The following is a 26,887-nucleotide window of genomic DNA, read 5'->3' as shown; positions in this document are numbered from 1 at the left end:
ATCAGGCGAAGAAGTTGAGAATGGTATTGATCACCGTGCGCTGAGTGACATCAGTCATATTGTAGAACAGCGGCAAACGTACCAACCGCGCGCTCTCCTGGCTGGTGAAGCGATCTTCCCCGGCAAAGCGGCCAAAGCGATCACCCGCCGGGCAATCATGCAGTGGGATATAATGGAATACCGTCATGATCTCGGCTTCTTTCATATAATCGATAAACGCCGTACGGTCTTCAACATCGCGCAGTTTGATATAGAACATATGCGCATTCTGCACGCAGTCCGCCGGGATGCTCGGCAGCACGATACGGCCCGCCTCGGCTAGCGGCAGGAAACTGTCGTAATACTTCTGCCACAGCGCCAGACGGCGTTGGTTGATGCGGTCAGCCGCTTCCAGTTGGCCCCACAGATACGCGGCCTGCAGATCTGACATCAGATAGCTGGAGCCGATATCACGCCAGGTGTACTTATCCACCTGCCCGCGAAAGAACTGGCTGCGGTTGGTGCCTTTCTCACGAATGACTTCCGCCCGATCAATCAGCGCCGGATCGTTAATCAGCGTGGCGCCACCCTCACCGCCTGCGGTGTAGTTTTTGGTTTCGTGAAAGCTAAAGCAGCCAATATGGCCGATGGTACCCAGCGCTTTCCCCTTGTAGGTGGACATCACGCCCTGCGCCGCATCTTCCACCACAAACAGCTCGTACTTCTTCGCCAGCGCCATGATGGTGTCCATCTCGCAGGCAACACCGGCGTAATGCACCGGTACAATGGCACGGGTCTTATCGGTGATGGCCGCTTCGATCTTGCTCTCATCGATGTTCATGGTATCCGGACGCAGATCGACAAACACCACGGTAGCGCCGCGCAGCACAAAGGCGTTGGCGGTTGAAACAAAGGTGAAGCTCGGCATGATCACTTCATCGCCCGGCTGAATATCCAGCAGGATCGCCGCCATCTCCAGCGAGGCGGTACAGGACGGCGTCAACAGCACCTTCGGGCTGCCAAAACGCTGTTCCATCCACTGCTGGCAACGACGGGTAAATCCACCGTCACCACACAGCTTGCCACTGCCCATCGCAGCCTGCATATAGTCAAGTTCAGTGCCAACAACCGGTGGTGCGTTAAATGGGATCATGTCTTCCTCTGTATAACCAATACGAGGTGCTTTCAATAGCAGCACCCTGTCGTTGATAGAGCCGTAACGCGGCGATGTTACCGAACTGGGTCGCAACCCGCAGACGCTGCAGTGACCGTTGGCGGCACTCGGCAATAACCGCCGCCATTAATCGAGAGCCAATTCCTTTGCCTGCTGCGCCGGGGAACGCCGCCAGCAGACCGATGCGGGCCTCCGAGCCACCGAGTTCGCGCAGGCTGACAAAGCCTTCCGGCTGCCCAGTATCGTCGAGTACCAGCAGGCATTGATGGTCAAAGGTTCCCAATACCGCCTTTTCGATCCATTCAGCATAAAAGCGGCCGCTGTCCTGGGCGTGATACCAGGGGGCGCGGAAACGGCTGGCGGTAAACACGCTGGCTGCCGCCGCACGCAACATCGGGATATCGGCCGGCACCGCCGGACGAATGGCCTGCGTAGCCTCGGTATGAAGTGATGCACATTCCGTGCCGATATTCAGTAGCAGATCGACTTCACCCTCAACCAGTTGGAAGCCCAAACGGGTCAAGCCGTCCACCAAAGCAGTGTGATGCGCCGGAATTTTGGCCTGCACTAATGCGTAGGCATCCAGTTCGGCCTCGGTGAGCATCGGAGCCGCCGTTGAGAAGTTGAGTTTGGCGCTGTTAAGAGCGAAAAACTCAGTTTCCCAGATTAAGGGGTCAAAAGTGGCGTGGACGCGCATGCAACAGGTCCTGCAGATACTTGCCATAACCGGTTTTGGACAAGGCATTGGCAGCCTGCTTCAGATCTTTGTCGTTCAGCCAACCGTTGCGCCAGGCAATCTCTTCCAGACAGGCAATTTTAAAGCCCTGACGTTTTTCCACCGTCTGCACAAAGCTGCTGGCTTCCAGCAGGCTGTCATGTGTGCCGGTATCCAGCCAGGCGAAACCGCGCCCCAGCAGTTCAACCGTCAGTTCACCACGCTCCAGATACATCTGGTTAATGCTGGTGATCTCCAGTTCGCCGCGCTCCGAAGGTTTCACCTGTTTGGCGAACTCCACAACCTGGCTGTCGTAGAAATACAGCCCAGTCACCGCCCAATCCGATTTAGGCTTTTTCGGTTTTTCCTCGATCGACAGTGCGCGGAAATTCTCGTCAAACTCCACCACACCGAAGCGATCGGGGTCCATCACCTGATAACCAAATACCGTTGCACCTTCGGTACGTGTCGCGACGTTTTTCAGTTTAGGACTGAAAGATTGGCCGAAGAAAATGTTATCGCCCAGCACCAGACAGCAGGAGTCGCCATTGATGAACTCCTCGCCGATCAGGAAAGCCTGAGCCAGGCCCTCCGGCTTTGGTTGTGCGGCATAGCTGAGATTCACGCCAAACTGATCGCCGTTCCCCAGCAAACGCTGGAATGACGGTAAATCTTCCGGTGTTGAAATAATCAAAATGTCGCGGATCCCCGCCAGCATCAGCACCGACATTGGATAATAAATCATCGGCTTATCGTAAATAGGCAACAACTGCTTGGATACGCCGCGGGTGATAGGATGCAGCCGAGTTCCGGAGCCACCTGCCAGAATAATACCTTTCATACTTACTCCAAAAATCCACAGGGCAGCCACTCAGGCAACCCTGACTAAATTTAGTCGGATAAACCTAAACGTTCACCGGTATAGGAACCGTCCTGAACGCGACGCCACCAGGTTTCATTGTTCAGATACCAGGAAACCGTTTTGCGGATGCCGCTTTCAAAGGTTTCCTGCGGGCGCCAGCCCAGCTCCCTGTCAATCTTTCCGGCATCGATCGCGTAGCGCATATCATGGCCCGGACGATCCTTGACGTAGGTAATCAGGTCGCGGTATTTCTCCACGCCCTGTGGTTTGTTCGGCGCCAACTCTTCCAGCAGGTCGCAGATGGTCTGTACCACTTCAATATTCTTGCGCTCGTTGTGGCCGCCAATATTGTAGGTTTCACCTACCACACCTTCGGTAACCACCTGGTACAGCGCTCGGGCATGGTCTTCGACATACAGCCAATCACGCACCTGCGCCCCGTTGCCATACACCGGCAAGGGTTTACCGGCAACGGCATTGAGGATCACCAACGGGATCAGTTTCTCCGGGAAGTGATAGGGGCCGTAGTTATTGGAACAGTTGGTGACCAGGGTCGGCAGGCCATAAGTACGCAGCCAGGCGCGGACCAGATGGTCGCTGGAGGCCTTGGAAGCCGAATATGGGCTGCTTGGCGAGTAAGGCGTGGTTTCGGTAAACAGATCGTCCGTACCGTGCAGATCGCCATACACTTCGTCGGTGGAAATGTGGTGGAAACGGAAGCTTTGCTTCTTTGCCGCGTCCAGCGGCTGCCAATAATGGCGGGCCGCCTCCAGCATGGTATAAGTGCCCACCACGTTGGTTTCAATAAATGCCGCCGGGCCGTCGATCGAACGATCGACATGGCTTTCCGCCGCCAGGTGCATGATCACGTCCGGCTGATACTCGGCAAACACCCGATCCAACGCCGCGCGATCGCAGATATCCACCTGCTCAAACGAATAACGTGGGTTATCGGCAATTACTGAAAGCGACTCCAGATTGCCCGCATAGGTAAGTTTGTCTACCACCATGACGCTGTCTTGCGTGGCTTCGATGATATGCCTCACGACCGCGGAGCCAATAAAGCCGGCGCCCCCAGTGACTAAAATACGTTTCAACGCCATACTCCTTTAGTATCCACGACCCACATTTGTTTTATTTCTTCCGGCTTGATCGCCTTGAATTGCTTATGATCGACCAGCATCACGATCACGTCCGCCTGCTGCAACGCTTCTGGCAACTCTTTCAGCGTCACGTGGCCTACCAACGATTTCGGCAACTGTTCCACGTTCGGCTCAACGACCAGCGTTTCACCCACGTGCCAATCGGCAATCAGATGGGCCACTTCCACCGCCGGACTTTCGCGCAGATCGTCGATATTTGGCTTGAAGGCCAGGCCGAAACAGGCAATTTTCACTTCTGAAGCGCGCTTGTCGGTCGCCGCCAGACAGTCGGCAACGGCCGCTTTCACGCGATCCACTACCCACAAAGGTTTTCCGTCATTCACCAGACGCGCAGTATGAATCAAACGTGCCTGCTGCGGGTTTTGCGACACGATAAACCAAGGGTCGACCGCGATGCAGTGGCCACCAACGCCAGGGCCTGGCTGCAGGATATTCACCCGCGGATGGCGGTTGGCCAAGCGAATAAGCTCCCAGACATTGATGCCCTGATCGGCGCAAATCAACGACAGTTCGTTGGCAAAGGCGATGTTCACATCACGGAAGCTATTTTCGGTGAGTTTGCACATCTCTGCAGTACGTGAATTGGTAATGACGCACTCGCCTTCGAGGAAAATCTTGTACAACGCGCTGGCGCGCTCCGAACATTTTGGCGTCATGCCGCCAATAACGCGGTCGTTCTGAATCAGCTCAACCATCACCTGCCCTGGCAGAACGCGCTCTGGGCAATAAGCGATATTCACATCAGCGGCTTCACCCGCCTGCTGCGGGAAGCTGAGATCGCTGCGCGCCTCGGCCAGCCACTGCGCCATCTGCTCGGTGGCGCCAACCGGAGAGGTGGATTCCAGGATAACCAGATCGCCCTTTTTGAGCACCGGTGCCAAAGATTTGGCCGCAGCTTCTACATAGGCCAGATCCGGCTCATGGTCACCTTTAAACGGCGTTGGCACCGCAATCAGGAAAGCGTCCGCAGCCAGGGGTTGGGTAACCGCCTGCAGGTAGCCGCCGTCGACCGCGTCTTTCACCACTTTATCCAGATCGGGTTCAACGATGTGGATCGCGCCGCGATTAATGGTATCCACCGCATGTTGGTTAACATCTACGCCCACCACTTTTTTCTTGCGGGAGGCAAACGCCGCCGCCGTTGGCAGACCGATGTAACCCAGGCCGATAACCGAAATAGTGTTAAAACTCATAGTGTCACCTGATGATTCTTCAAAGCTTCGAGAATACGTTGGCAGGCATGCCCGTCACCGTAAGGGTTATGCGCCCGGCTCATGGCGTGATATTCGTCTTCGTCCGTCAGCAACTGGGTAACCGCATCAACAATTTTGGCTACGTCGGTTCCCACCAGACGCACCGTACCCGAATCGACCGCTTCCGGCCGTTCGGTGGTATCGCGCATCACCAACACCGGTTTGCCCAATGACGGCGCCTCTTCCTGAATACCGCCCGAGTCGGTCAGGATCATATAAGCGTTGGCCATCAGGTACACAAAGGGCAAGTAATCCTGCGGGTCGATCAGAATGATGTTATCGATCCCTTTCAGAATGCGGTTGACCGGCTCGTTAACGTTGGGATTGAGATGTACCGGGTACACCACCTGCACATCGGGATGAGTGCGGGCAATTTCTGCCAGCGCACTGCAAATCCGCTCAAACCCGCCGCCAAAACTTTCACGACGGTGGCCGGTCACCAGGATCATTTTTTTGTCGGCATCCAGGAACGGATAACGCTGTGCCAGGCTGTCATGCAATGCCGCATCACCCATCACCCGATCGCGTACCCAGAACAGCGCGTCAATCACCGTGTTACCGGTGACGAAGATATGATCGTCCGGTAACAGTTCACGCAACAGGTTCTGACGCGAGTTTTCCGTCGGGGCAAAATGATACATCGCCAGATGGCCGGTCAGCTTGCGGTTAGCCTCTTCCGGCCATGGGGAGTAAAGGTCGCCGGTGCGCAGACCCGCCTCTACGTGCCCAACCGGGATACGCTGGTAAAACGCAGCCAAACTGGTCGCCAGCGTGGTGGTAGTATCACCATGAACCAGCACCACGTCCGGTTTGAATTCTTCAAGAACGCCTTTCAGGCCTTCCAGAATACGGCAGGTGATCTCACTCAATCCCTGGCCGGGCTTCATGATGTTCAGGTCGTAATCAGGCACTATCTCAAATAACCGCAATACCTGATCCAACATCTCACGATGCTGTGCCGTAACGCAGACTCTTGATTCAAAGGCTTCATCCTGAGCCAGGGCATGTACCAGCGGGGCCATTTTGATGGCTTCAGGTCTGGTGCCGAAAACAGTCAACACTTTCACAGCGAATCTCTTATTGTCGGTTAACCGCAGGCGTACCTGCGAATTGGGCGCTTATGCGCCCTTCAGCGAATTATTATATTATTTTTAATTACGCGGCCGACGCACCAGGGCAACACCTGCGCCAACCAAAGCACCCATCGCGCCCCACATGATCAACCAAAATATCCGCCGTGGGCTATCACGTTTTACCGGTTCTTCCGGGGTCCGCAAATAGCGGTAAGTCTGAAATTTCTCGTCCAACGTTGGGCCGACGTTCAATGTCGACAGCATCGCACGATTTTGATCGTAATCGAGATCGAAGGTTGGCCCTGAAGCCTGTAGCCCTTCCAAACGCGCCTGCAGCATAGGTTTACCCAGCAGGAACAGGTCGGAGTCCGGCAGTTGCTCTGCCGGCGTATCGGTCTGAGTCCGGCTGATACCCTGCGTCTCGGCAATCTTCAGTGCCTGTTGAATGGTATTCAATTCACGCTTATACACTGCCGCCGCCACCGCTTCCTGACGCTTGACCTGCGCCTTCATCGAGGTGGTACGGGCCGCCCAGGCACCCTGGATCTCTTCGTTCAAATGCTGCGCAGCGCGGTGACTGGCGAACGCCACATATTGACGCAACAGACGGTTGGCATCCGCCGCCGTTTCCGCCGTCAGCTTCACGCCGTCGTTCGGCACTTTTTTATCATCACGCGGTGTGAACTGAATATTGTTAATCAGTTCGTCGAGCAATGCCGCATCGGCAGCGGCATCGCCTTCCTGGCGCTGCTTGTAATAATCGCTCTGCAGCCAGAAATCACGACGCGTATCGTAGGCCGCCAACTGCATAATGAATTCATTATAGGCTTCGTCAGCAATGCCGGGTTGATCGGTGCTGGCGGCCGGCATGGTCCGCACGTCCAGATTACGCAGGAATTGTTGCTGGGAATAATATCCCCCCAACGCATTCACTGTTGGCCGATCGGTAATCGCCGTCGCACTCCACTCCTGTTTCACCAGATAGGAAACCATCAGCGCAACCACGGCGAATAACACCGCAATACCGATAATCCATGGCTTACCACGCCACAGAGTGCAGCACAGGCCGCGGATATCGAGTTCGTTATCCACCGCCGGGATATTCTTGTCAGACCTTGTTTCTGGATTCATCACTGCCCAAAAGCCTCTGGTTAAGATACTTGCTTATTGCCGTTCGAACGCCGCAGACGACGCTTGATACGCTTAATGTAACGTGCAACACGCCAGGCGCGTTTAATGCAGTAGCCGTACAAGAAGAAGGCAAGCAAGAATAATGCCAACATTACCCATTCAGGGATAAAAGTAAGGCGTTCGCCAAGCACGCCGATAGCCGCCAGCAAGGCTGCCGCCAGGGTAATCAACACGAAGGCCTGCCGTGGCGTAAAGCCTGCGCGCATAATCAAATGGTGAATGTGTTGGCGGTCTGGAGAGAAAGGGCTCATCCCTTTGCGTAAACGGCGGTACATGATCGCAATCATGTCCATCAGCGGGATGGCAATAATCCACAACGCGGTAACCGGATTGATGGAGTGAGCTTTGCCCTGCGAACTTTGCACCAATAGCCAAATGGCGGTGAAACCGATCAGCGTGCTACCGGCATCCCCCATAAACACTTTATACCGGCGGCCAAGAATGCCGAGGTTAAGCAGAATATAAGGAACGATGGCGGCAATCATTGCGAAGCACCAGAAGGCCAGGTCAGAATGACCGCTCAGGTACAACAACACGCCCAGCGCACCGAAAGACACGCACGACAGCCCACCCAGCAGGCCATCAATACCGTCAACCATGTTAAAAGCGTTGATGGCTGCCCAGACGGCAAACAGCGTGACCAGGTAGCCAAACGGCCCCAGCAGCATTTCCCAATCGCCCAGCACATGGCCCAGGCTGCGCAGGTAAAGTCCGGCGAAAACCATCATCGCGATGCCAACCAGTGCCTGAACCAGCGCACGAATTTTCACGCTGATATCGAAACGATCGTCAAGAGCACCAACGAACACTAATATCCCCGCGCAAGCGAGGTAGAGTTTGCCATGCGCAATCGTTTGGTCAGAGATAAAGAAGGCAAAGCACAGCCCGGCATAAACAGAAATACCCCCGACCAGAGGGATCAGCCCCTGATGGCGTTTACGGTAATTAGGTTTATCAACCAGACCAATACGTTTTGCTGCTTTACGGGCAACAAAGAGAAAAGCCAAAGAAAACAGGAAAACAAATAGAATTTCAGTACTCATAGTGAGTAAGTTCACAGTTAACAAGATCTCTGTAGAAGATAAGGCAGCTTAACACGGGCGACAGGTTGCGCCATGGTATCCCGCTACCTTTCAGTCATTTCCTATGACGACAGCCATTCATTCTTATTCCACCGTGTTTGCCCGCTGTTTCGACAGTAACAATGCGCGAACGACGAAACGCCGACCGCAAATAAGATGAATTCTCAGTAAGTCACGAAAATAACTTACGTTTCCATTTCTGTTACTTATCGTATCTTCCAAAAGCAAAAAACGCCACGACTAGGCGTGGCGTTCTTGGAATATTTACTCAATTATGAGCGCATCGTCATTATGAGCGCTTCATCATATCGAAGAATTCATCGTTGGTCTTGGTCATGGCCAACTTGTTAATGAGGAATTCCATCGCATCAATCTCACCCATCGGGTGAATGATTTTACGCAGGATCCACATTTTCTGCAGTTCTTCAGAGGTGGTGAGTAATTCTTCTTTACGGGTACCAGAGCGATTGTAATCGATAGCAGGGAATACGCGCTTCTCGGCGATTTTACGCGCCAGATGCAATTCCATGTTGCCGGTACCTTTAAACTCTTCGTAGATAACTTCGTCCATTTTCGACCCGGTATCGACCAGCGCGGTAGCGATGATGGTCAGGCTGCCGCCTTCCTCAACGTTACGTGCCGCACCGAAGAAACGCTTGGGACGATGCAGGGCGTTGGCATCCACACCACCGGTCAACACTTTACCGGAAGCCGGTACCACGGTGTTGTAGGCACGCGCCAGACGAGTGATGGAGTCAAGCAGGATGATCACGTCTTTCTTGTGCTCAACCAGACGCTTGGCCTTCTCAATCACCATTTCTGCAACCTGAACGTGGCGAGATGCCGGCTCGTCAAAGGTAGAAGCGATAACTTCGCCCTTCACCAGACGCTGCATCTCGGTCACTTCTTCCGGACGTTCGTCGATCAGCAGGACCATCAGCACGCAGTCTGGATGGTTGTAAGCGATGCTCTGCGCAATGTTCTGCAGCAGCATGGTTTTACCGGCTTTTGGCGGAGCAACAATCAGACCACGCTGACCACGACCAATCGGCGAAGCCAGGTCCAGCACACGTGCTGTCAGGTCTTCGGTTGAGCCGTTGCCGCGTTCCATCCGCAGACGGGAGTTGGCATGCAGTGGGGTCAGGTTTTCGAACAGGATCTTGCTACGGGCGTTTTCCGGTTTGTCGTAGTTAACTTCGTTAACTTTCAACAGGGCAAAGTAGCGCTCGCCTTCTTTTGGCGGACGAATCTTACCGGAAACGGAGTCACCTGTACGGAGGTTAAAACGGCGGATTTGGCTAGGGGATACGTAGATGTCGTCGGGGCCTGCAAGGTAGGAACTGTCTCCAGAACGGAGGAAACCAAATCCATCCTGCAATATCTCCAACACGCCATCGCCGAAGATATCTTCTCCACTTTTCGCATGTTGCTTAAGGATAGAGAAGATAATGTCCTGCTTGCGCATGCGGGCAAGGTTTTCCAGCCCCATATTTTCGCCGAGAGTAATCAGCTCAGAAACCGGCGTATTCTTTAATTCGGTAAGATTCATAGTGGTGGGTTCTTAAACTCGGGGTATGTCTCGAACTTACATCGTGAATGGTATGGCAGCGGGATATCTCTTCCGGCTTTCTGGTGGTTGCATTGGCTTCCCTTGTTCATCCCAAAACTTAGCGAACTAAGCTGCGGAGACGCTTTCGGTTGCCGACTGGCCACGCCTTGAAATCCATTGGATATTCGTGCCTGTTTACTGGACGTTCGATCACCGGGCGCTGAGCCGTCACGGTAAGAAATGGCTTACAGAGGACGCGCGCAATGACGGTTTAAGATCGAAGGTACCTTAAAATTGATTTTGCAAAACCTTTTGATTGCTAAAACGCGGGCTGAGTTCATTTTTTCTTTCAACGCCAGCGGTTCAACACAGAGTAAAGCTTTAGATTTAGACTCTTTAGATTTAAAACTTCGGGCAAGTTCTATATGCAGTATGGTTAAACTTAACACGCTTCTGGGCAGGCGTCTAGCGGTGAATTGAACATCCCCGCCAGACGCCTGTATATCCCCGTTGTCTCTCACGCGGCAGCGTTTTTAGCCGCCGCATCACATCCATTGGGCATAGGGCTTCCCGCCCGATTACAGATTCGCGTTAAGGAAATCTTTGAGCTGACCTTTGGACAGCGCACCAACCTTGGTCGCGGCCACTTCACCGTTCTTGAACAGCAACAGCGTAGGGATACCACGGATACCGTACTTGGGTGCGGTTGCCGGGTTCTGGTCGATATTCAGCTTGGTGATGGTCAGCTTGCCTTCGAACTCTTCGGCAATCTCATCCAGAATCGGAGCAATCATCTTGCACGGCCCACACCATTCAGCCCAGAAATCGACCAGGATTGGCCCTTCAGCTTTCAGCACGTCGGTGTCGAAGCTGCCGTCAGTCAGGTGAATAATTTTATCGCTCATGTTCTACTCCAAAGGATTGTGTCTACCTTGTTGGTGTAGCATTAACCAACCTAAGGTGACTTTATTTCACCGGATACGCTTTCGTAAAGCAATAGTTAGCTGATATTCTACCACACTATGAGCAAAACACACTTGACCGAACAGAAGTTTTCCGACTTCGCCCTGCACCCGTTAGTCCTTGAAGCCCTTGAAAAGAAAGGGTTTCAACATTGCACGCCTATCCAGGCGTTAGCATTGCCGCTCACGCTCTCTGGGCGTGACGTTGCAGGTCAGGCGCAAACCGGTACCGGAAAGACGTTGGCATTTTTAACGTCTACTTTTCACTATTTGCTTTCTCACCCGGCGAAACAGGATCGTAAGATCAACCAGCCGCGCGCCTTGATCATGGCGCCAACGCGTGAACTCGCGGTGCAGATCCACTCCGATGCGGAAGCCCTGTCCCAGTCCACCGGCCTGAAAATGGGTCTGGCGTACGGCGGCGATGGCTACGACAAACAGCTGAAAGTGCTGGAAAGCGGCGTGGATATCCTGGTGGGAACTACCGGTCGTTTAATTGATTACGCCAAACAGAACTATATCGATCTGGGCGCGATCCAGGTTGTGGTGCTGGATGAAGCCGACCGCATGTACGATCTGGGCTTTATCAAAGACATTCGCTGGTTGTTCCGCCGCATGCCTGCGGTCGATCAACGCCTGAACATGCTGTTCTCTGCCACCCTTTCCTATCGCGTACGCGAGCTGGCTTTCGAGCAGATGAACAACGCTGAATATGTTGAAGTGGAACCGGAACAGAAAACCGGCCACCGCATTAAAGAAGAATTATTCTACCCGTCCAACGAAGAAAAAATGCGTCTGCTGCAGACGTTGATCGAAGAAGAGTGGCCTGACCGCTGCATCATCTTCGCCAACACCAAGCACCGCTGTGAAGACGTTTGGGGCCATCTGGCTGCCGATGGTCACCGCGTAGGCCTGTTGACCGGCGATGTGGCGCAGAAAAAACGCCTGCGTATTCTCGATGACTTCACCAAGGGCAACCTCGATATTCTGGTCGCCACCGACGTCGCTGCCCGCGGCCTGCATATTCCGTTGGTTACCCACGTCTTCAACTACGACTTGCCTGACGACTGCGAAGACTACGTTCACCGTATCGGTCGTACCGGCCGTGCCGGCGAAAGCGGTCATTCCATCAGCCTGGCTTGCGAAGAGTACGCGCTCAACCTGCCGGCGATCGAAACCTACACCGGTCACAGCATTCCGGTGAGCAAGTACAACAGTGATGCGTTATTGAGTGACCTGCCTGCGCCGAAACGCCTGGCACGCCCACGCGGCGGCAACGGCCCACGCCGTAACTCCGCGCCACGTCGTGGCGGTGCGCCACGCAATAACCGTAAACGTTCAGGCTGATAGACCATGCTCAGTTCCAGCGCACTTTATGCCGCTATCGACCTTGGCTCCAACAGCTTCCACATGTTGGTGGTGCGCGAGGTGGCCGGCAGTATTCAGACTTTGGCGCGCATCAAGCGCAAGGTGCGTCTGGCTGCCGGGCTGGATCAAAACAATCTCCTGTCGCATGAAGCCATGCAGCGCGGCTGGCAATGCCTGAAGTTGTTCTCCGAACGCCTGCAGGACATTCCACGCGCACAGATCCGAGTGGTCGCCACGGCTACGCTGCGTCTGGCATCCAATGCCGATGAGTTTCTGCAAACCGCAGAGCAAATTCTCGGCTGCCCGATCCAGGTGATCAGCGGTGAAGAAGAAGCACGGCTGATCTACCACGGCGTTGCCCATACTACAGGCGGCCCGGATCAGCGTTTAGTGGTCGATATCGGCGGCGGTAGCACCGAGCTGGTTACCGGTACCGGCGCACAGGCGGCTCAGCTGTACAGCCTGTCGATGGGTTGTGTCACCTGGCTGGAGCGGTTCTTCAGCGATCGTAATCTGGGGCTGGAGAATTTCGAGCGGGCCGAACAGGCTGCACGTGAAATGGTGCGTCCCATCGCGCCACAGCTGCGTCAGCACGGTTGGCAAGTCTGCGTTGGTGCTTCCGGCACCGTCCAGGCGCTGCAGGAAATCATGGTGGCACAGGGCATGGATGAACGCATCACCCTGTCCAAACTGCGCCAATTGAAACAGCGTGCCATTCAGTGCGGCAAGCTGGAAGAGTTGGAAATTGAAGGGCTGACGCTGGAGCGGGCTCTGGTGTTCCCAAGCGGGCTGTCGATCCTGCTGGCGATTTTCCAGGAGCTGGGCATCGAAAGCATGATGCTGGCCGGCGGCGCACTGCGCGAAGGACTGGTCTACGGCATGTTGCATCTGCCGGTCGAACAGGACATCCGCAGCCGTACCATTCGCAACCTGCAACGACGTTATCTGTTGGATACCGAGCAAGCCGAGCGCGTCAGCCAACTGGCCGCCAACTTCTCGCAGCAGGTGAGCAATGAATGGCAATTGGATGCGCGATGTCGCGAGTTATTGCACAGCGCCTGTCTGATCCACGAAATCGGCCTAAGCGTTGATTTCAAACAGGCACCGCAACACGCAGCCTACCTGATCCGCCATCTGGATTTACCCGGTTTCACCCCGGCACAGAAAAAACTGCTGGCCACCCTGCTGCAAAACCAGAGCAACACTATCGATCTGCCACTGCTGAGCCAGCAAAACGCCCTGCCGCCGCGTACGGCGCAACGTTTATGCCGGATTTTACGCCTGGCCATCATCTTCGCCAGCCGTCGCCGCGACGATACGCTGCCGGCGGTACGCCTGCGTGCCAATAATGATGATGAGCTGACGGTGATCCTGCCGCCAGGTTGGCTGGAACAGCATCCACTACGGGCAGAGGCTTTGGATCAGGAAAGTCATTGGCAAAGCTATGTTCATTGGCCGTTGATACTGGAAGAACAACGTTGATATGACAAGGGCGCGAATAGCACCCTTGAGTTTGATGACAAAGTTGTCTTTGAATCCGAGATACCCGGGCCCTAGCGCACCGAGGGGCGCTCCGGCGGGCAAGCCGCTACGACCCCTTCGGCACGCTCTCCCTAATAACGGGCTTTGTCAGTAGTCTGAAGGGCGCCAATAGCGCCCTTAATTTTAACTTCCGCCTTTAGCCTTGGCCAACTGGGCGCGAATATTCGCCAGATGGCTCTGCCCTTTTTGCATCCGTTCTTGCGGGCTCACCACCTTACGTTCACTTTCCCACGCCAGGTCATCCTGCGGCAGCTCCAGCAAGAAACGACTGGGTTCCGGCCGCACCAGTTCGCCATATTGGCGACGTTCGCGACACAGGGTGAAAATCAGCTCTTTTTGGGCACGGGTGATCCCCACATAGGCCAAACGCCGCTCTTCATCGACGTTATCCTCGTCAATGCTGCTCTGATGCGGCAATAACCCCTCCTCCATCCCCACCAGGAAGACATAGGGGAACTCCAGCCCTTTGGAAGCATGCAGCGTCATCAACTGAACCTGATCCAGTTCCTCGTCGCTTTCGCCGCGTTCCATCATGTCGCGCAGGGTAAAGCGCGTTACCACCTGGGTCAGCGTCATTGGCTCGTCCAGCTCGCTGCCTTCGAGCATTTCCGTCATCCAGCCGAACAGGGTATTGACGTTTTTCATGCGCATTTCGGCGGCTTTCGGGCTGGGTGAAGTTTCAAACAGCCAACTTTCGTAATCTACGCCGCGGATCAGATCGCGCACCGCGGCTATCGGTTCACGCTCCGCCAACTGAGCAATCCCGTCCAGCCAGTGAGTGAAGCGTTGCAGCGACTCTAACCCACGACCGGTCAGGTGCTGACTCAGGCCGAGATCGAAACTGGCGCGGAACAGGCTTTTGTTACGTTGATTGGCCCACTCACCCAGTTTTTGCAGCGTTGCCGGGCCAATCTCGCGCTTTGGCGTGTTAACGATACGCAGAAATGCGCTGTCATCATCCTGGTTAGTCAGAACACGCAGGTAGGCCAGCAGATCCTTGATTTCCGGCCGCGAGAAAAACGAGGTGCCACCGGAAATTTTGTAAGGGATGCGGTTTTGCATCAGCATTTTTTCAAACAGCCGTGACTGATGGTTACCACGATAAAGGATCGCATAATCGCCGTAGTTGGTTTTCTTCACGAAGTGATGAGCAATCAGCTCCCCCACGACGCGCTCGGCCTCATGATCCTCATTATTGGCGGTCACCACCTTGAGTTCTTCACCGTAACCCAGCTCGGAAAATAGCCGTTTTTCAAACACGTGCGGGTTATTGGCAATCAGGATATTCGCCGCCTTCAGGATACGCTCGCTGGAGCGGTAGTTCTGCTCCAGCTTAATCACCTGCAGTGCCGGAAAGTCTTCCTTCAACAGCACCAGGTTCTGTGGACGCGCACCACGCCAGGAGTAAATCGACTGATCGTCGTCACCCACCACGGTGAAACGTGCGCGGTTACCCACTAACAGTTTCACCAGTTCGTACTGACTGGTGTTGGTGTCCTGATATTCATCCACCAACAGATAACGAATACGGTTCTGCCAGCGTTCGCGCACTTCTTCATTGCGCTGCAGCAGCAGAGTCGGCAGCAGGATTAAATCGTCAAAATCCAGTACGTTACAGGCACGCATATGCGCGTGATACAGGCCGTAGCAATGCGCGAACAGCTTGTCGCGTTCTGAACGCGCCAGCTCCATTGCCTTCTGGGGATCGACCAGATCATTCTTCCAGTTGGAGATGGTGGAAATCAGCTGCGCTACCAGCGTCTTGTCATTCTCCAGCCATTTCTCGGTCAGTTCTTTCAACAGCGCCAGCTGATCCTGATCGTCGAAAAGTGAGAAGTTGGACTTCATCCCCAGCGCGACATATTCACGTTTGATGATTTCCAGCCCCAGCGTGTGGAAAGTGGAAATCATCAGTCCGCGTGCTTCTTTGCGCCCCATGGTTTGCGCCACACGCTCTTTCATCTCGCGCGCCGCCTTATTGGTAAAGGTCACGGCGGCGATGTGCCGCGCCTGATAACCACAGTTGTGGATCAGGTGAGCGATTTTGTTGGTGATGACGCGCGTCTTGCCGGAACCGGCACCGGCCAGCACCAGGCAGGGCCCGGTAACGAATTCGACGGCTTGTTGTTGGCTGGGATTTAATCGCATGGCGCTTTATTGCTCGACTTTATAACGTGGGGGGATTGTAGCAGAAAGCACCGATGAGATTTATACCCGTCGCCTTTCAAGCTGCAGCGTTGTTACCTGCACTCACTCCCCCCAGTTACTTACTAAAGTAAGCGCCTGGGGATGAGCAAGCTGGCCGCCTAGCTGTGCTGTACAGGGATGTACAAATGCCGCAAGCGCATGGACGCGCCAGAGCGGCCAACTCGAAATTCATAGGGTAGAATAGGTATGTATAATGCAGACAATTTCTGCATGACTGAACGGATAAACCAATGGCAAAGACGGCGTGCGCCCTGCACATTCTGGTAGATAACGAAAAACTGGCCGATGAACTGCTGGCCAAGCTTAAACGCGGCGTCAGCTTTGACACCCTGGCGCGCAAATACTCAACTTGCCCATCAAAACGCAATGGCGGTTCTTTGGGCGAGTTCAACAAGGGCACCATGGTGGCCGCCTTCGATAAAGCGGTGTTCAGCATTCCGCTGCTCAAGCCTTACGGCCCGGTCAAAACCCAGTTCGGCTACCACATCATCAAAGTGCTGTACCGTAGCTGATAGAGGGGGCAAGCGCCCCCTCTATTCTTACTGTGCGCTGGTTTCCGGCGCTGGAGCGGTATCGGTAGGTTTAACTTCTTCCGATACCACGGCTGGTGCCGGGGACATAATGCCGTTATAGGTTTCCTGTAACTGCTTCATGCTCATCTCTGGCTCGCCTTTCGGCTGCATCAACACCAGGGTCGCATCTTGCGAAAGCTGGAGTTTCAGCTCCTGATTCAGCGCTTCCAGCGTCAATCCGCTCAGGAACTCCTGACGCAGCTTTTGATACTGCTCCGGCGCGATATCCACTACGCCACTCTGTTGCGAACGCAGGCGCTGGCTCATCAACACGTCCGTATCGGTGCGGGCATAGGTGGCAAACAGCTTGCTGAGTTGATCGTTTTTCTGCGCCAGCAGGGCGTTAAACTCGTCTTGCGACAAACCGTTATTACGCACGTTAGCCAACTCGCGGGCGATAAAGCCCAGGCTGTTGTTCAGGTTGTTGTTTGGCGTGTCCAGATGGATGGCACATTGGGCGCGTTGGTATTGCACCCGGCAATCGAAGCCCAGATGCAGGTTTTTCTGGTCACTCTTGTCCAGCACCTGCTGGAGATGCCAGAACAACGCTTCGCGAGCCATATCCCCGCGCCAATAGCGGCTCAGATTTTGCGAGTCACGGATCGGATGCCATGGGGCATCCCACATGATCGACAGCGTATCCTGTTTCACCTGCTCGCTGATCAGGCTGACCGGCTGCGGTGGCAGGGACGTCAGCGTTGGCATCAGGGCCGGCGTTTCACGCTTGCCTTGCAGCGGCGAGAAGGCTTTGTTGATTTGCTCGCTCAGGCTACGGCTGTCTACCTTGCCCACCACGTACAGCGTCATCGCGTCCGGGGTGTACCACTGCTGGTAGAATTTCTTCAGTTGATCAACATTCACCGGTCGCTTGGGTGGCTGGGCCGGATCGTGTGCCAGCATCGTCGAGCCTTTCAGGCGATAGCGCCACCAGGCATCTTTGGGATTCGGTGGGAAAGTGCCAACCGGATCGATGCTGGAGTTGACCACCGCATGCACCGTATGTTCGTCGATCGCCAGCTTGCCGGTGGTATCGGAAAGCCACGTCAGCGCTTCTTTCAGCAGGTCTGGGCGGTTATTCGGCAAACTGAGATTATAAATGGTGAAGTCATAAGAACTGATGGCCGGCGGCAGTGGGCGGTCGCTGTCTACGCTTTGTTGCCACAGTGAACGCAACTGCGGTGGCGTAAAGCTTTCGCTGCGCGCCAACGACAGGCGCGGCAACAGATGGGCGAAGCCAATCTGCTGTGAAGACTCCACTAAAGAGCCAGTGTTAACCATCAACCGTAGCTCGACGCGATCGCTCGGCCGCTGCGGTGTGTCTAATATCTGCCATGAAAACCCGTTGGCCAACGCCCCCTGCTGCCAGGCAGGATCGGGTTGTAGTGCTTCAGCCTGCACGCTGCTGTTGGCTGCAGCCAACAGCAGCCCACCTGCTATGAGATGAATTCTGGTGCCCTGCATGTGAACCCCTACTTAATGACTATCCAATTTCTTTATGCAAATGCGGATATTCCATTGACCGGAATATTAGGCTGCGACCAACAGCCTACAAACAAAACGCCCTGAGTTTCACAGTGGGGCGGAAAGCAGAAAGTGTACCATCGAGTTAGACCGCGCGCCTTTGCGGATGTCACTCATTAGTGTGAAAAATAATGGATAACCGTATTTTTAATGCAAGAAATCATTACGCGGGGGGATAAAACATCACCGATTGCCGTGGCAACCGGTGATTTGAGGATAAAATCAGGCCGAAGGCAGTGTTTTATCGGCTCCTGAGCCAGGCTTGTTGGACAGGGTGTCATGCAGCTGCTTTTCATCCAGCTGTTTACACCATTTTGCCACCACCACCGTGGCCACGCCGTTACCGACCAGGTTGGTCAGCGCACGGGCTTCGGACATAAAGCGGTCAATGCCCAGAATCAGCGCCAGACCGGCCAGCGGCAGATGACCGACGGCGGAAATGGTGGCGGCCAGCACGATAAAGCCGCTGCCGGTCACCCCTGCCGCCCCTTTAGAGGACAGCAACAGCACCACCAGCAGCGTGACCTGATGGATAACATCCATATGGGTGTTGGTCGCCTGCGCGATAAACACCGCGGCCATGGTCAGGTAGATTGAGGTGCCGTCCAGGTTAAAGGAATAGCCGGTCGGAATAACCAGGCCCACCACCGATTTTTTGCAGCCCAGCTTTTCCATCTTGTCGAGCATGCGTGGCAGTACCGACTCGGAAGAAGAGGTCCCGAGCACGATCAACAACTCTTCTTTGATATAGCGAACGAACTTGAAAATGCTAAAGCCGTTGGCGCGGGCGATCGAGCCCAGCACCACCACCACGAACAGAACGCAGGTGAGATAGAAGCAGGCGATCAGCTGACCGAGCTGCAGCAGCGAGCCCACGCCGTACTTGCCTATGGTGAACGCCATTGCCCCAAAGGCACCCAACGGCGCCAGGCGCATAATCATATTGATGATGCCGAAGATCACACGGGAGAAGCTTTCGATCACATTAAAGATCAGTTGGCCCTTATCGCCCAGGCGATGCAGAGCAAAACCGAACAGCACGGCAAACAGCAGCACCTGCAGAATATTGCCGCTGGCGAAAGCACCGATCACGCTGCCGGGGATGATGTCCAGCAGGAACGGGACAATGCCCTGCTGCTGGGCCTGTTCGGCGTAAACCGCTACCGCCTTGGCATCCAGCGTGCCAGGGTCGATGTTCATCCCGGCACCCGGTTGTACCAGGTTGACGATCAGCAAACCAATCAGCAGCGCAATGGTGCTGACAATTTCAAAATAGAGCAGTGCAATCGCACCGGTACGACCGACGGCCTTCATGCTCTCCATGCCCGCGATACCGGTCACCACGGTACAGAAGATCACCGGAGCGATGATCATTTTAATCAGTTTGACGAATCCATCGCCCAGAGGTTTCATCTGCGCGCCAATGTCAGGGTAGAAATGGCCAAGCAGGACACCCAGCGTAATCGCTGTCAGCACCTGAAAATAGAGGCTCTTAAAGATAGTGAGTTTCATATGAACATCCTTTGGGGGGGAAGACACGCACCAGGCGGTAGTCTAGTTATCTCGCCTGTTCATCGCTTGCGCGGAAAATAACACCCACCTAACAACATGGAAATAATTTGTTGCACCAATAGATACATGTTGATACGAATTTAAGAGCTGAAACGCGCCAGCCCAAATGCAAGGCTGTAAATTGCGTAACCCATTGTTTGCACTAACGCGAAAGAGGTAGATAACACTGGCGATTTTCGGACGGGATTATTGGGCGACGTGGCTGTCACCCATGGCGAAAGGCAAAAGGGGGATCAGGCCGGAGGCCGGCAGAACTCGGCTTCAAACTCACTGCGCGGTAACGGACGTGCAAACAAAAAGCCCTGCCCGCTATGAATACCCTGCTGCAACAGCCAGTCACGCTGCTCGGCATTTTCGACGCCTTCGGCCATCACCGGCAGCGCCAGCACCTCAGAAATCGAACTGACAATACGCACCATAGCGTCGTCCGTCGGCAGGCCCTGAATAAAGCTCTTGTCGATTTTAATCAAATCGATCGGCAGGCATTTCAATCGGTTGAGGTAATTAAGGCTGGAATATCCCATGCCAAAGTCATCCAGCGCGATGGAAAGCCCCAAATCGTGCAACTCCCGCAACAGCGCCAACGCACGATCGAGATCGTCAATACGCACCGTTTCGGTAATTTCCAGCAACAGCTTGCGCGGATCAATCTGATACTTCGCCAGCAGGCTCTTCAGGTGTGGAATAAAATCTTCATGCTTCATCTGGATTGGGGAGACATTGACCGCCAGCGGCAGCGTAATGCCACGGGCCTGCCAATCGGCCAGGATCAGGCAAGCCTCTTCCAGCACCCAGTTGCCGAGCGGCACAATCACACCCAGCTCTTCGGCTAACGGAATAACGTCTGCCGGCAGGGTAAAGCTGCCGTCGTACTGCTGCCAGCGCAGCAAGGCCTCGGCGCCGATCACCGCATTGGACTGCATATCGACCTGCGGCTGCAAAAACAGGGTGAAACGACGCTGCTCGATGGCATGCAGAATTTCACTTTCCTGCGTCAAACGCTTTTGAGTGCGTTCCGTCAGGCTGGGTTCGAAGAACAGCACCTGATTTTTGCCTTCCCGGTGCGCCGACATCATTGCCGAGGTGGCACTGCGCAATAGCTGCTCCGCGCTTTCCCCCGGATTAAGATAATGGGCGATACCGATGCTGGCGCTGGGCCGCAACGGCATCTCCTGCAGGCTCAGCGGCGCATTAATCTGCGCCATGATACGACGCGCCAGTTGCATGGCGTGGAACGGACGCTCGACGCCTTTGGCCAAAATGGCAAACTCGGTTTTGCTTAGCTGCGCCAGCACGCCGTTTTCATCGATGCACTCACGCAGCTTCTTCACCAGCGTCAACAGCAGCACTTCTCGCATTGCCGGATTGAGCACGCCGGAGGCCTCATGCAGGGTTTCAATGCTGACAACCAGCAAGTTAAAACGCTCGGGCCGCAGGCTGGAAGCAATATGCTGCTCCAGCAGGGCGGTGAACAGCGCCTGATTTGGCAGCTCGGTCACCGGATGATGGGTGCTCATGCGGCTCATTTCGGCATAGGCTTTGGCCAGCCGCTGCTGATTGCGGTTGTAGTTGCGCACCAACAACCCCAGTTCGTCGTCCTGGTGTAACGCCGGCAGCATCAGTTGATGGTATGGCGCCTCTTCCTGGGAAATGTTTTCCAGCTCTTTGGCCATCGCCCGCAGCGGATGCACCATCAGCCGGTTCATACACCAGCTAATGGAGACCGACAGGATCAGCGCCAGCAGCAAATAGGTCGATAACATAGTCGACAACATGCTGAGAATGAACTGGTACATACGGAACGAATCGGCCTGCAGCACCAGATAAGCCAATGGCTGCGGGTTGGCCGGCACGCGCTCCAGCGAATAGAGCGGAACCGAAATCTGGATTGGCAGCTCGAACAGGCGAGCAATCAGCGTCGGTACCGGGCGTTCCGGTGGAAAATTGGCGTGTAATGCCTGGAATTCGTTCGGCAGTACGATATCCGCCCGGCTCAGGATACCTACCGGCAGCAGGGTGTTCAGCACCCGCTTGGTTTCCGGCACGTCCATGCGCAGCACGGCCTCCGCCAGCGGCTGGCGTACGGAATGAGCAATATTTTCCAGTTGCTGGGCATAGTCATCCCTGCGCTGCTGCACAAAATGGAATAACTGGATCACGATAAAGATACAGATTGTCACCAGCGCTACGCCGGAAACCGTTGCCATCTGTTTAATCGTTAATGAACGCCTGACCCGCAAACCTGCTCTCCGCTAATTCGGGCTGAAATAAAAAAGGGATGAATAATACCCATCCCTCGGACCGGTCTGAGTATACTCGATTGTCAGCTGTTTTTATCTTGCCATACCCAGGACAAAACCTAGAAAACCGCGGGTTTCAGTATTTTCCTAATGAAACGCGGCTTATAAAGCCGGTTATTAGTGATAGCGCCCCTCGGTGCGCCAGGCCCGGGTATCTCAGGCTATAGACCAAACTCACACAGGGTAGCAAAACTACCCTGTGCCGACACTCTGAATCTACCTGAATTGGGTTACTTGAAATCGGCGTATGGCGTCAGCGGCTGCGGCGGTAAATCCAGGTCGCCTTGCCAACCGGCCATCGAATAACGCAGATAGATTAACGCGTGGCTTGGCGTATAGTCTTTCGCCTGCTGGATATCAAGCCCGGCCCCCAGCGTCCAGTGCGAACTGAGGCGTCGCTCGACAATGGCCCGCAGGGTATAACCGACACCGGAAGAGGAACTGCCGTCTTCTACCGCAAACTTGTCCGGCAGTGAATCCGGGATCAGTCCTTGCAGCGGATAACGTTTCTGACTGTTGGTTTTCGAATGGGACAACGACACCGACCCACCCAGCTCCCATGACCAGTTCTCGGTCCGCTGGCGATAATTGATCGGCACCGCCAGCGACATATATTGCTGCGGGCTGTAATAGCCGCCCTGGCCGAGAGAGTAACCACTCAAATCCTTCTGATAGTGCCACAGCATGGTGTTCAGCCCGACGGTGACGCGACGGTTATCTTCGTTGATCAGCTTATAATAATAACCGGCCATAAAACGTTCACGTTGGTTATCCTCAACGTTTTTACCGGTCAACTGATGTGCGCTGAGATCGGCCCAGACGCCATGAGCCTCGCCGCGATCGTAACTGCCGCTCAGGCTGACCCCGGTGGCGCGTACGCCGCCCCAGGTGGTGCCGGTGTTCGGGTCTTTGGTGCCGCCAAACGCCAGCAATGAGCTGGAAATCGGCCGCCGCGATGCCGCCAGCGTCCAGCCAATGTGGTTCCAGTCACTGCTGTAGGCCAGCCCGCCGACCCAGTCGACCACGTCGAAGCCCATCGGCGTGGTGCCGATATCCCCCGCCCAGCGATCGTTCTTCCAGCCAACCGCCACGCTGGTGCCGGTGGTTTTCTGATGTTCGTCGCCGCTACACCCCTGGGTATTACAGGTGCCAAAGGTCTCGTAATATTTACCGCTGCCGTCGGTAGAGAAACTGCCGGCATCCAACTGCACGGTATCGGAACGGAAAAATGCCCGCCCGTCGTACAACGGCATATCCACCTGCAGCATGGTGTCGTGCGCTTTGTAATCGGAGATACCGCCGGTACCGCTCGAGCCCCAGTAATCGTGATCGAGCGTGACGTTAACGTCCTGCTGACGGTACAAATCTGCCGCGTCCGAGCGAATACCCCGCTTGAGCCAGTCGTCGCTCGGGTTGTTGCGTGTCAGATAGGTATAACTGTCGTTATCCTGCGGCACGCTCGGCGCAATGCCGCTGGCCACCATCGCCTGTTTATAATCCTGTTGCGCCAGCGCCGGTTGGAGTTGGTCGCGCTCGAGCCGGGCCGCATCGCGGTAAATCAACGCCTTCGACTGGCTTGCCGGCTCTGATTGGGCCGCGGTTTTTAGCCGGGTAAAGATATCGGTGGCTTTTTGCGGTTCGCCAACGGCATACCAGGCATTAGCCTCCCGTCGCTCGCTGTTGCCTGAGGGAGTTGGTTCCGGCGCTTTGGTTTGCAGCCGTTGACGTGCCTCGCCCAACTTGCCCTGCGCCACATAGGCCTCGATTTCGCCCAGTCGCGCATCCGGGTTATTCGGTTCGCGAACCCGCACCCGCTGATAGTCAGCCAGTGCGGCGTCATAGTCACCGCGTGCCAGCGCCCAATCGGCCAACTGGAGGTCGATTCGGGTGTCCGCCGGCTGGCGGCGCAAATAAGCCACGGCACCCGGCTCATCACCTGCGGCGCGTAGCTGCTCGGCATGCTCCAGCGTCGCCTGCATTTTCAAACGCTGCGCCAGTTCGCGCATATTGTCGTTCCACTGTGCGCTGGGTAAAGCATTCAACTCTGCCAGCGCCTGCTGGTCGCGATCGCTGCCGGAGAGATACAGCGCATAGGCATAGGCCAGTTGCGGGTTGCCGCGCTGTTTTTGCGCCAGCCGACTGAACAGGACATCCGCCTGCTCTGGCTGTCCGGCCTGACGCAGCGTTTGCGCGTAGTGGTAGGTCAACCAGACGTCATCGGGGTCCATCTGCTGGGCGCGGCGATATTTTTCCGCCGCCTGATGCCACTGCTTTTGCTGTGCCAACTGCTCGGCCTGCTGCTTGAGCATATCGAGCTGCAAACCCTCGAGCGTACTGCGCATTTTGTTTTGCTGGCTGCGCGGCAGGCTGTTGAGATAGGCCAGCGCCTTTTCCGGCGACTGACGCTGATAGATATTCACCAGGCCACGCACCGCACTGCCGCTGCCCGGATCCAGCCGTAGCGCCTGCTGATAGAAACGCTCGGCGGCGGCATCATCTTTACGCGCCACCGCAACGTCGCCCAGGCCGATCACCGCACTGCTGTCGGTGTTGTCGAATTGCCGCGCCTGTTGGTATTTTTGCTGCGCCAGCGCCAAATTGCCGGCTTTCAACGCCTTGTCACCTTCGTCGACCGCCAGCCAATAGCTGTTGCTCTTGATCAAACTCTGCCATTTGCTGCTGCCATAGCCGCTTTTATCGGCCTGCAACGCCTGGCGGAACAGGCTCAACGCTTGCGGACGGTTACCTGCGCGGGAATAAGCCTGCCCCAGTGCACCCAGCACTTCGGCGTCATTGGGAGAAGCCGCCAGCGCTTTCTTCAGTTCCGGGATCGCAGCGCGGCTGCCGCCCTTGTCGACCTGCGCCAGCCCGCGCACCCGCGCCAGATAGGCCGGGTCGGACAACAACGCCTGCTGTCGTGCCAGCTCCTGCCGGGCGCTGACCGCCTGATCGCCGGTTTCAAACACCCCGAGAAAACGGTTCAGAGCCGCCACGCTTTGCGGGCTGACCGGCATGGCTTTGACTTTTTCCAGCCACAGATCGGCGGCATCCCCGCGACCGGCCGGGTCCGCGGCCACTTTCTGCAGTAAATCATAGGCCTGAGCATCGCGATCCTGACTAAACAGCATCCGCGCCAGCGACATGCGCAGCGGCACGTTGCCGGAATATTGTTGATCCAGCACCTGCAGTTGTTTTAGTGCCGCCGCTTCCTGTCCCGGCAGCCGTGCCACCAGCCGCCAGTATTCCACCGCCAGCTCAAGCGTCGGCGGATCCCCATGGAACAGAGCGTCATACTGCGCCTTGGCCTCCGGCAAACGTCCGGCGGTCGCCATCAGCCGTGCCTGCTGCAACTTTTGGCGGGTTTCCGGTTGGGTCAGCAGCATATTCATTTCTGCCTGGCGATAGGCGCTGGACTGCGGCGCAATCTTTTTCAGCTTATCCAACTGCTGCTGTGCCAACGCCTGATTTCCCTGGCGTAACGCCAGCCGCATACGCGCTGAAATCACCTCCGGGTTGTTCGGATCCATCAGTTCAAGCCGGTAGAGCGATTGGCGAACCAGCTCATCTTTGTTGCCGGCCTCGCCAACGCGCACCTGCTCCAGCAGCCACTGCTCTGGCGCGACGGTTTCAGCTCCCTGCGCCTGTGGCAAAATCGCCAGACTTAAAGGGACCAGCCCCAGCCAGTTTATTCGGAAGTTACGCATTGGCCGCCCCAGGAGGGTTGAAGTTCACCCTGCCGATTAAAACGATAACGTTGTTGATCCCATCCCTGGCCAAACAGCACCAGCGAGGCGCTGAAATAGGCGTCGTCGCCCGGCGGGTTTTGCTTAATGCGCTGGCGTTGTACCTGTAACGCCTCGGGTTGATTGGCCAGCATCGGCAACATCGAGGCAGAAAAACCTACCGGGCCGTTACCCGTGGTTTTGCCGCTGGCGGTGTCGGTTTTCTCCGGCGGCACGCCCTGCTGAACGGTGAGCTGTGCCATAGGTTGCAACTGCTTGAGCAGCGCCGCCTTGTGTTGATCCTCGTCTGCCAGCATACCGGCCCACAAATAGGCCCGGATGGCGTCGTAGCTGCCGATGTTCGGCTTGACGGTGTCCGGCTGCCAGCCTTTGCCCACCTGCCACACCCCCCAGTCCGGCAAGAAGCCGTGGGGGGCCGTCTCCAGCCATAGCCGTTGATTGGTTTGCTGCATCGCACGCCATGGGCCGTTCAACGCGGCAAAACGCGCCAACAGTTGCGGCGGCAGGTAGCTTGGGTTGAGCCGCCAGCGATCTTCCGCCACAAACCCCACCTTACCCGGTAACAACATCAGCCCCAGACCAGGAATATCAGCCACTTCTTCACGGGCAATACGCTGTAACAGCAAGGTACCGAGAGTTTGATAGCGACGGCTTTTCCACAGGCGACCGGCCTCCAGCAGGTTATAGGCAATCCACAGATCGGAATCGGAGGCCGAATTGCTGTCCAGCACCGTCCACTGCTTTTTATCGTCCTCACCCCATAGCCAAGCCGGCAAATGGGCGCTGAGATCGCCCGCCGCCAGATTATTTTCCGTCCACGTCAGCAGTTGGTCGAAAGCAGGTCGATCGTTGGCCACCAGCGCGAAGAACAGGCCATAACTCTGGCCTTCCGAGGTGGTGATTCGATTCGGGCTACTCGGGTCGATCACCCGCCCCTGCTCGCTGATATAAAACTGTTTGTACTGTTGCCAGGCCGGCCACTCGCAGGTGGCTACCGCGCTGAATGAGCACAGTAGCAACATGCCGAATGTCAGACGCTTCAATGCCGCAGGCATAGC

19 protein-coding genes are annotated in these 26,887 nt (G+C 55.7%); 3 read left to right on the top strand and 16 right to left on the bottom strand.

Annotation, left to right across the window (positions count from 1 at the left end):
• Position 1 precedes the first annotated feature (1 nt).
• The 10 genes from rffA to trxA form a co-directional block, all read right to left on the bottom strand.
• The gene (gene rffA, locus SERS4_RS0101435; RefSeq protein ID WP_017891261.1) at positions 2–1,132 is read right to left on the bottom strand and encodes a dTDP-4-amino-4,6-dideoxygalactose transaminase; all 1,131 of its coding nucleotides are present in this window, start codon (positions 1,130–1,132) and stop codon (positions 2–4) included.
• Positions 1,119–1,850 (bottom strand): dTDP-4-amino-4,6-dideoxy-D-galactose acyltransferase, encoded by a 732-nt coding sequence (gene rffC, locus SERS4_RS0101430; protein ID WP_017891260.1) that lies wholly within the window; start codon positions 1,848–1,850, stop codon positions 1,119–1,121. The genes rffA and rffC overlap by 14 nt, the downstream gene beginning before the upstream one ends.
• A complete protein-coding gene (gene rfbA / locus SERS4_RS0101425; RefSeq protein ID WP_017891259.1) occupies positions 1,828–2,709 on the bottom strand; it encodes a glucose-1-phosphate thymidylyltransferase RfbA in 882 nt (293 codons plus the stop codon). The genes rffC and rfbA overlap by 23 nt, the downstream gene beginning before the upstream one ends.
• A gap of 50 nt (positions 2,710–2,759) precedes the next feature.
• Positions 2,760–3,833, bottom strand: coding sequence for a dTDP-glucose 4,6-dehydratase (gene rffG, locus SERS4_RS0101420; protein WP_017891258.1), 1,074 nt, complete (start codon positions 3,831–3,833; stop codon positions 2,760–2,762).
• A complete protein-coding gene (wecC, locus tag SERS4_RS0101415; RefSeq protein ID WP_017891257.1) occupies positions 3,824–5,086 on the bottom strand; it encodes a UDP-N-acetyl-D-mannosamine dehydrogenase in 1,263 nt (420 codons plus the stop codon). The genes rffG and wecC overlap by 10 nt, the downstream gene beginning before the upstream one ends.
• The gene (gene wecB / locus SERS4_RS0101410) at positions 5,083–6,213 is read right to left on the bottom strand and encodes a non-hydrolyzing UDP-N-acetylglucosamine 2-epimerase (protein ID WP_017891256.1); all 1,131 of its coding nucleotides are present in this window, start codon (positions 6,211–6,213) and stop codon (positions 5,083–5,085) included. The genes wecC and wecB overlap by 4 nt, the downstream gene beginning before the upstream one ends.
• A gap of 84 nt (positions 6,214–6,297) precedes the next feature.
• Positions 6,298–7,350, bottom strand: coding sequence for an ECA polysaccharide chain length modulation protein (gene wzzE, locus SERS4_RS0101405; RefSeq protein ID WP_037410117.1), 1,053 nt, complete (start codon positions 7,348–7,350; stop codon positions 6,298–6,300).
• Positions 7,351–7,370: 20 nt separating this feature from the next.
• A complete protein-coding gene (gene wecA, locus SERS4_RS0101400) occupies positions 7,371–8,468 on the bottom strand; it encodes a UDP-N-acetylglucosamine--undecaprenyl-phosphate N-acetylglucosaminephosphotransferase (protein WP_026142149.1) in 1,098 nt (365 codons plus the stop codon).
• A 313-nt stretch (positions 8,469–8,781) separates the two neighbouring features.
• The gene (rho, locus tag SERS4_RS0101395; protein WP_004950874.1) at positions 8,782–10,041 is read right to left on the bottom strand and encodes a transcription termination factor Rho; all 1,260 of its coding nucleotides are present in this window, start codon (positions 10,039–10,041) and stop codon (positions 8,782–8,784) included.
• Positions 10,042–10,619: 578 nt separating this feature from the next.
• Entirely contained in the window at positions 10,620–10,946 is a 327-nt protein-coding gene (trxA, locus tag SERS4_RS0101390; protein WP_012004631.1) for a thioredoxin TrxA, read from the bottom strand.
• Between the two features lie 117 nt (positions 10,947–11,063).
• Here trxA and rhlB point away from each other — a divergent pair, with 117 nt between their 5' ends.
• Together rhlB and ppx are read left to right on the top strand one after the other, a co-directional pair.
• Positions 11,064–12,350: an ATP-dependent RNA helicase RhlB gene (rhlB, locus tag SERS4_RS0101385; protein WP_012004630.1), complete on the top strand. Its 1,287-nt coding sequence runs from the start codon at positions 11,064–11,066 to the stop codon at positions 12,348–12,350.
• 6 nt (positions 12,351–12,356) lie between these two features.
• Entirely contained in the window at positions 12,357–13,853 is a 1,497-nt protein-coding gene (gene ppx / locus SERS4_RS0101380; protein ID WP_017891253.1) for an exopolyphosphatase, read from the top strand.
• A gap of 183 nt (positions 13,854–14,036) precedes the next feature.
• On the opposite strand, the gene rep is transcribed toward ppx, so the two are convergent.
• The gene (rep, locus tag SERS4_RS0101375; protein WP_012004628.1) at positions 14,037–16,061 is read right to left on the bottom strand and encodes a DNA helicase Rep; all 2,025 of its coding nucleotides are present in this window, start codon (positions 16,059–16,061) and stop codon (positions 14,037–14,039) included.
• A gap of 290 nt (positions 16,062–16,351) precedes the next feature.
• Here rep and ppiC point away from each other — a divergent pair, with 290 nt between their 5' ends.
• On the top strand, positions 16,352–16,633 hold the full coding sequence (gene ppiC / locus SERS4_RS0101370; protein ID WP_017891252.1) for a peptidylprolyl isomerase PpiC: 282 nt from the start codon (positions 16,352–16,354) through the stop codon (positions 16,631–16,633).
• Positions 16,634–16,660: 27 nt separating this feature from the next.
• Here the strand turns inward: ppiC and SERS4_RS0101365 are convergent, their stop codons facing one another.
• The 5 genes from SERS4_RS0101365 to bcsZ form a co-directional block, all read right to left on the bottom strand.
• Positions 16,661–18,154: a pitrilysin family protein gene (locus SERS4_RS0101365; RefSeq protein WP_017891251.1), complete on the bottom strand. Its 1,494-nt coding sequence runs from the start codon at positions 18,152–18,154 to the stop codon at positions 16,661–16,663.
• Between the two features lie 282 nt (positions 18,155–18,436).
• Complete coding sequence (locus SERS4_RS0101360) at positions 18,437–19,726, bottom strand: dicarboxylate/amino acid:cation symporter (RefSeq protein ID WP_017891250.1); 1,290 nt, start codon at positions 19,724–19,726, stop codon at positions 18,437–18,439.
• A gap of 293 nt (positions 19,727–20,019) precedes the next feature.
• Entirely contained in the window at positions 20,020–22,026 is a 2,007-nt protein-coding gene (gene hmsP, locus SERS4_RS0101355) for a biofilm formation regulator HmsP (protein WP_026142148.1), read from the bottom strand.
• A 290-nt stretch (positions 22,027–22,316) separates the two neighbouring features.
• On the bottom strand, positions 22,317–25,790 hold the full coding sequence (bcsC, locus tag SERS4_RS0101350) for a cellulose synthase complex outer membrane protein BcsC (RefSeq protein ID WP_026142147.1): 3,474 nt from the start codon (positions 25,788–25,790) through the stop codon (positions 22,317–22,319).
• A complete protein-coding gene (gene bcsZ / locus SERS4_RS25625; RefSeq protein ID WP_017891247.1) occupies positions 25,772–26,884 on the bottom strand; it encodes a cellulose synthase complex periplasmic endoglucanase BcsZ in 1,113 nt (370 codons plus the stop codon). The genes bcsC and bcsZ overlap by 19 nt, the downstream gene beginning before the upstream one ends.
• Positions 26,885–26,887 lie beyond the last annotated feature (3 nt).

The sequence above is a fragment of the Serratia sp. S4 genome, from assembly GCF_000347995.1.
Classification (GTDB): Bacteria; Pseudomonadota; Gammaproteobacteria; order Enterobacterales; family Enterobacteriaceae; genus Serratia; species Serratia quinivorans.
Note: the sequence above shows the minus strand (reverse complement) of the source record. Positions and strands in the feature narration are given on the sequence as shown.

What these genes read in the sequence shown, in the direction of transcription:
- bcsZ (WP_017891247.1), bottom strand. Translation starts at nt 26,884, where the DNA reads ATGCCTGCGGCATTGAAGCGTCTGACATTCGGCATGTTGCTACTGTGC.
- wzzE (WP_037410117.1), bottom strand. Translation starts at nt 7,350, where the DNA reads ATGAATCCAGAAACAAGGTCTGACAAGAATATCCCGGCGGTGGATAAC.
- rffC (WP_017891260.1), bottom strand. Translation starts at nt 1,850, where the DNA reads ATGCGCGTCCACGCCACTTTTGACCCCTTAATCTGGGAAACTGAGTTT.
- rffA (WP_017891261.1), bottom strand. Translation starts at nt 1,132, where the DNA reads ATGATCCCATTTAACGCACCACCGGTTGTTGGCACTGAACTTGACTAT.
- wecC (WP_017891257.1), bottom strand. Translation starts at nt 5,086, where the DNA reads ATGAGTTTTAACACTATTTCGGTTATCGGCCTGGGTTACATCGGTCTG.
- rep (WP_012004628.1), bottom strand. Translation starts at nt 16,061, where the DNA reads ATGCGATTAAATCCCAGCCAACAACAAGCCGTCGAATTCGTTACCGGG.
- bcsC (WP_026142147.1), bottom strand. Translation starts at nt 25,790, where the DNA reads ATGCGTAACTTCCGAATAAACTGGCTGGGGCTGGTCCCTTTAAGTCTG.
- ppx (WP_017891253.1), top strand. Translation starts at nt 12,357, where the DNA reads ATGCTCAGTTCCAGCGCACTTTATGCCGCTATCGACCTTGGCTCCAAC.
- rhlB (WP_012004630.1), top strand. Translation starts at nt 11,064, where the DNA reads ATGAGCAAAACACACTTGACCGAACAGAAGTTTTCCGACTTCGCCCTG.
- SERS4_RS0101365 (WP_017891251.1), bottom strand. Translation starts at nt 18,154, where the DNA reads ATGCAGGGCACCAGAATTCATCTCATAGCAGGTGGGCTGCTGTTGGCT.
- rfbA (WP_017891259.1), bottom strand. Translation starts at nt 2,709, where the DNA reads ATGAAAGGTATTATTCTGGCAGGTGGCTCCGGAACTCGGCTGCATCCT.
- trxA (WP_012004631.1), bottom strand. Translation starts at nt 10,946, where the DNA reads ATGAGCGATAAAATTATTCACCTGACTGACGGCAGCTTCGACACCGAC.
- rffG (WP_017891258.1), bottom strand. Translation starts at nt 3,833, where the DNA reads ATGGCGTTGAAACGTATTTTAGTCACTGGGGGCGCCGGCTTTATTGGC.
- rho (WP_004950874.1), bottom strand. Translation starts at nt 10,041, where the DNA reads ATGAATCTTACCGAATTAAAGAATACGCCGGTTTCTGAGCTGATTACT.
- ppiC (WP_017891252.1), top strand. Translation starts at nt 16,352, where the DNA reads ATGGCAAAGACGGCGTGCGCCCTGCACATTCTGGTAGATAACGAAAAA.
- SERS4_RS0101360 (WP_017891250.1), bottom strand. Translation starts at nt 19,726, where the DNA reads ATGAAACTCACTATCTTTAAGAGCCTCTATTTTCAGGTGCTGACAGCG.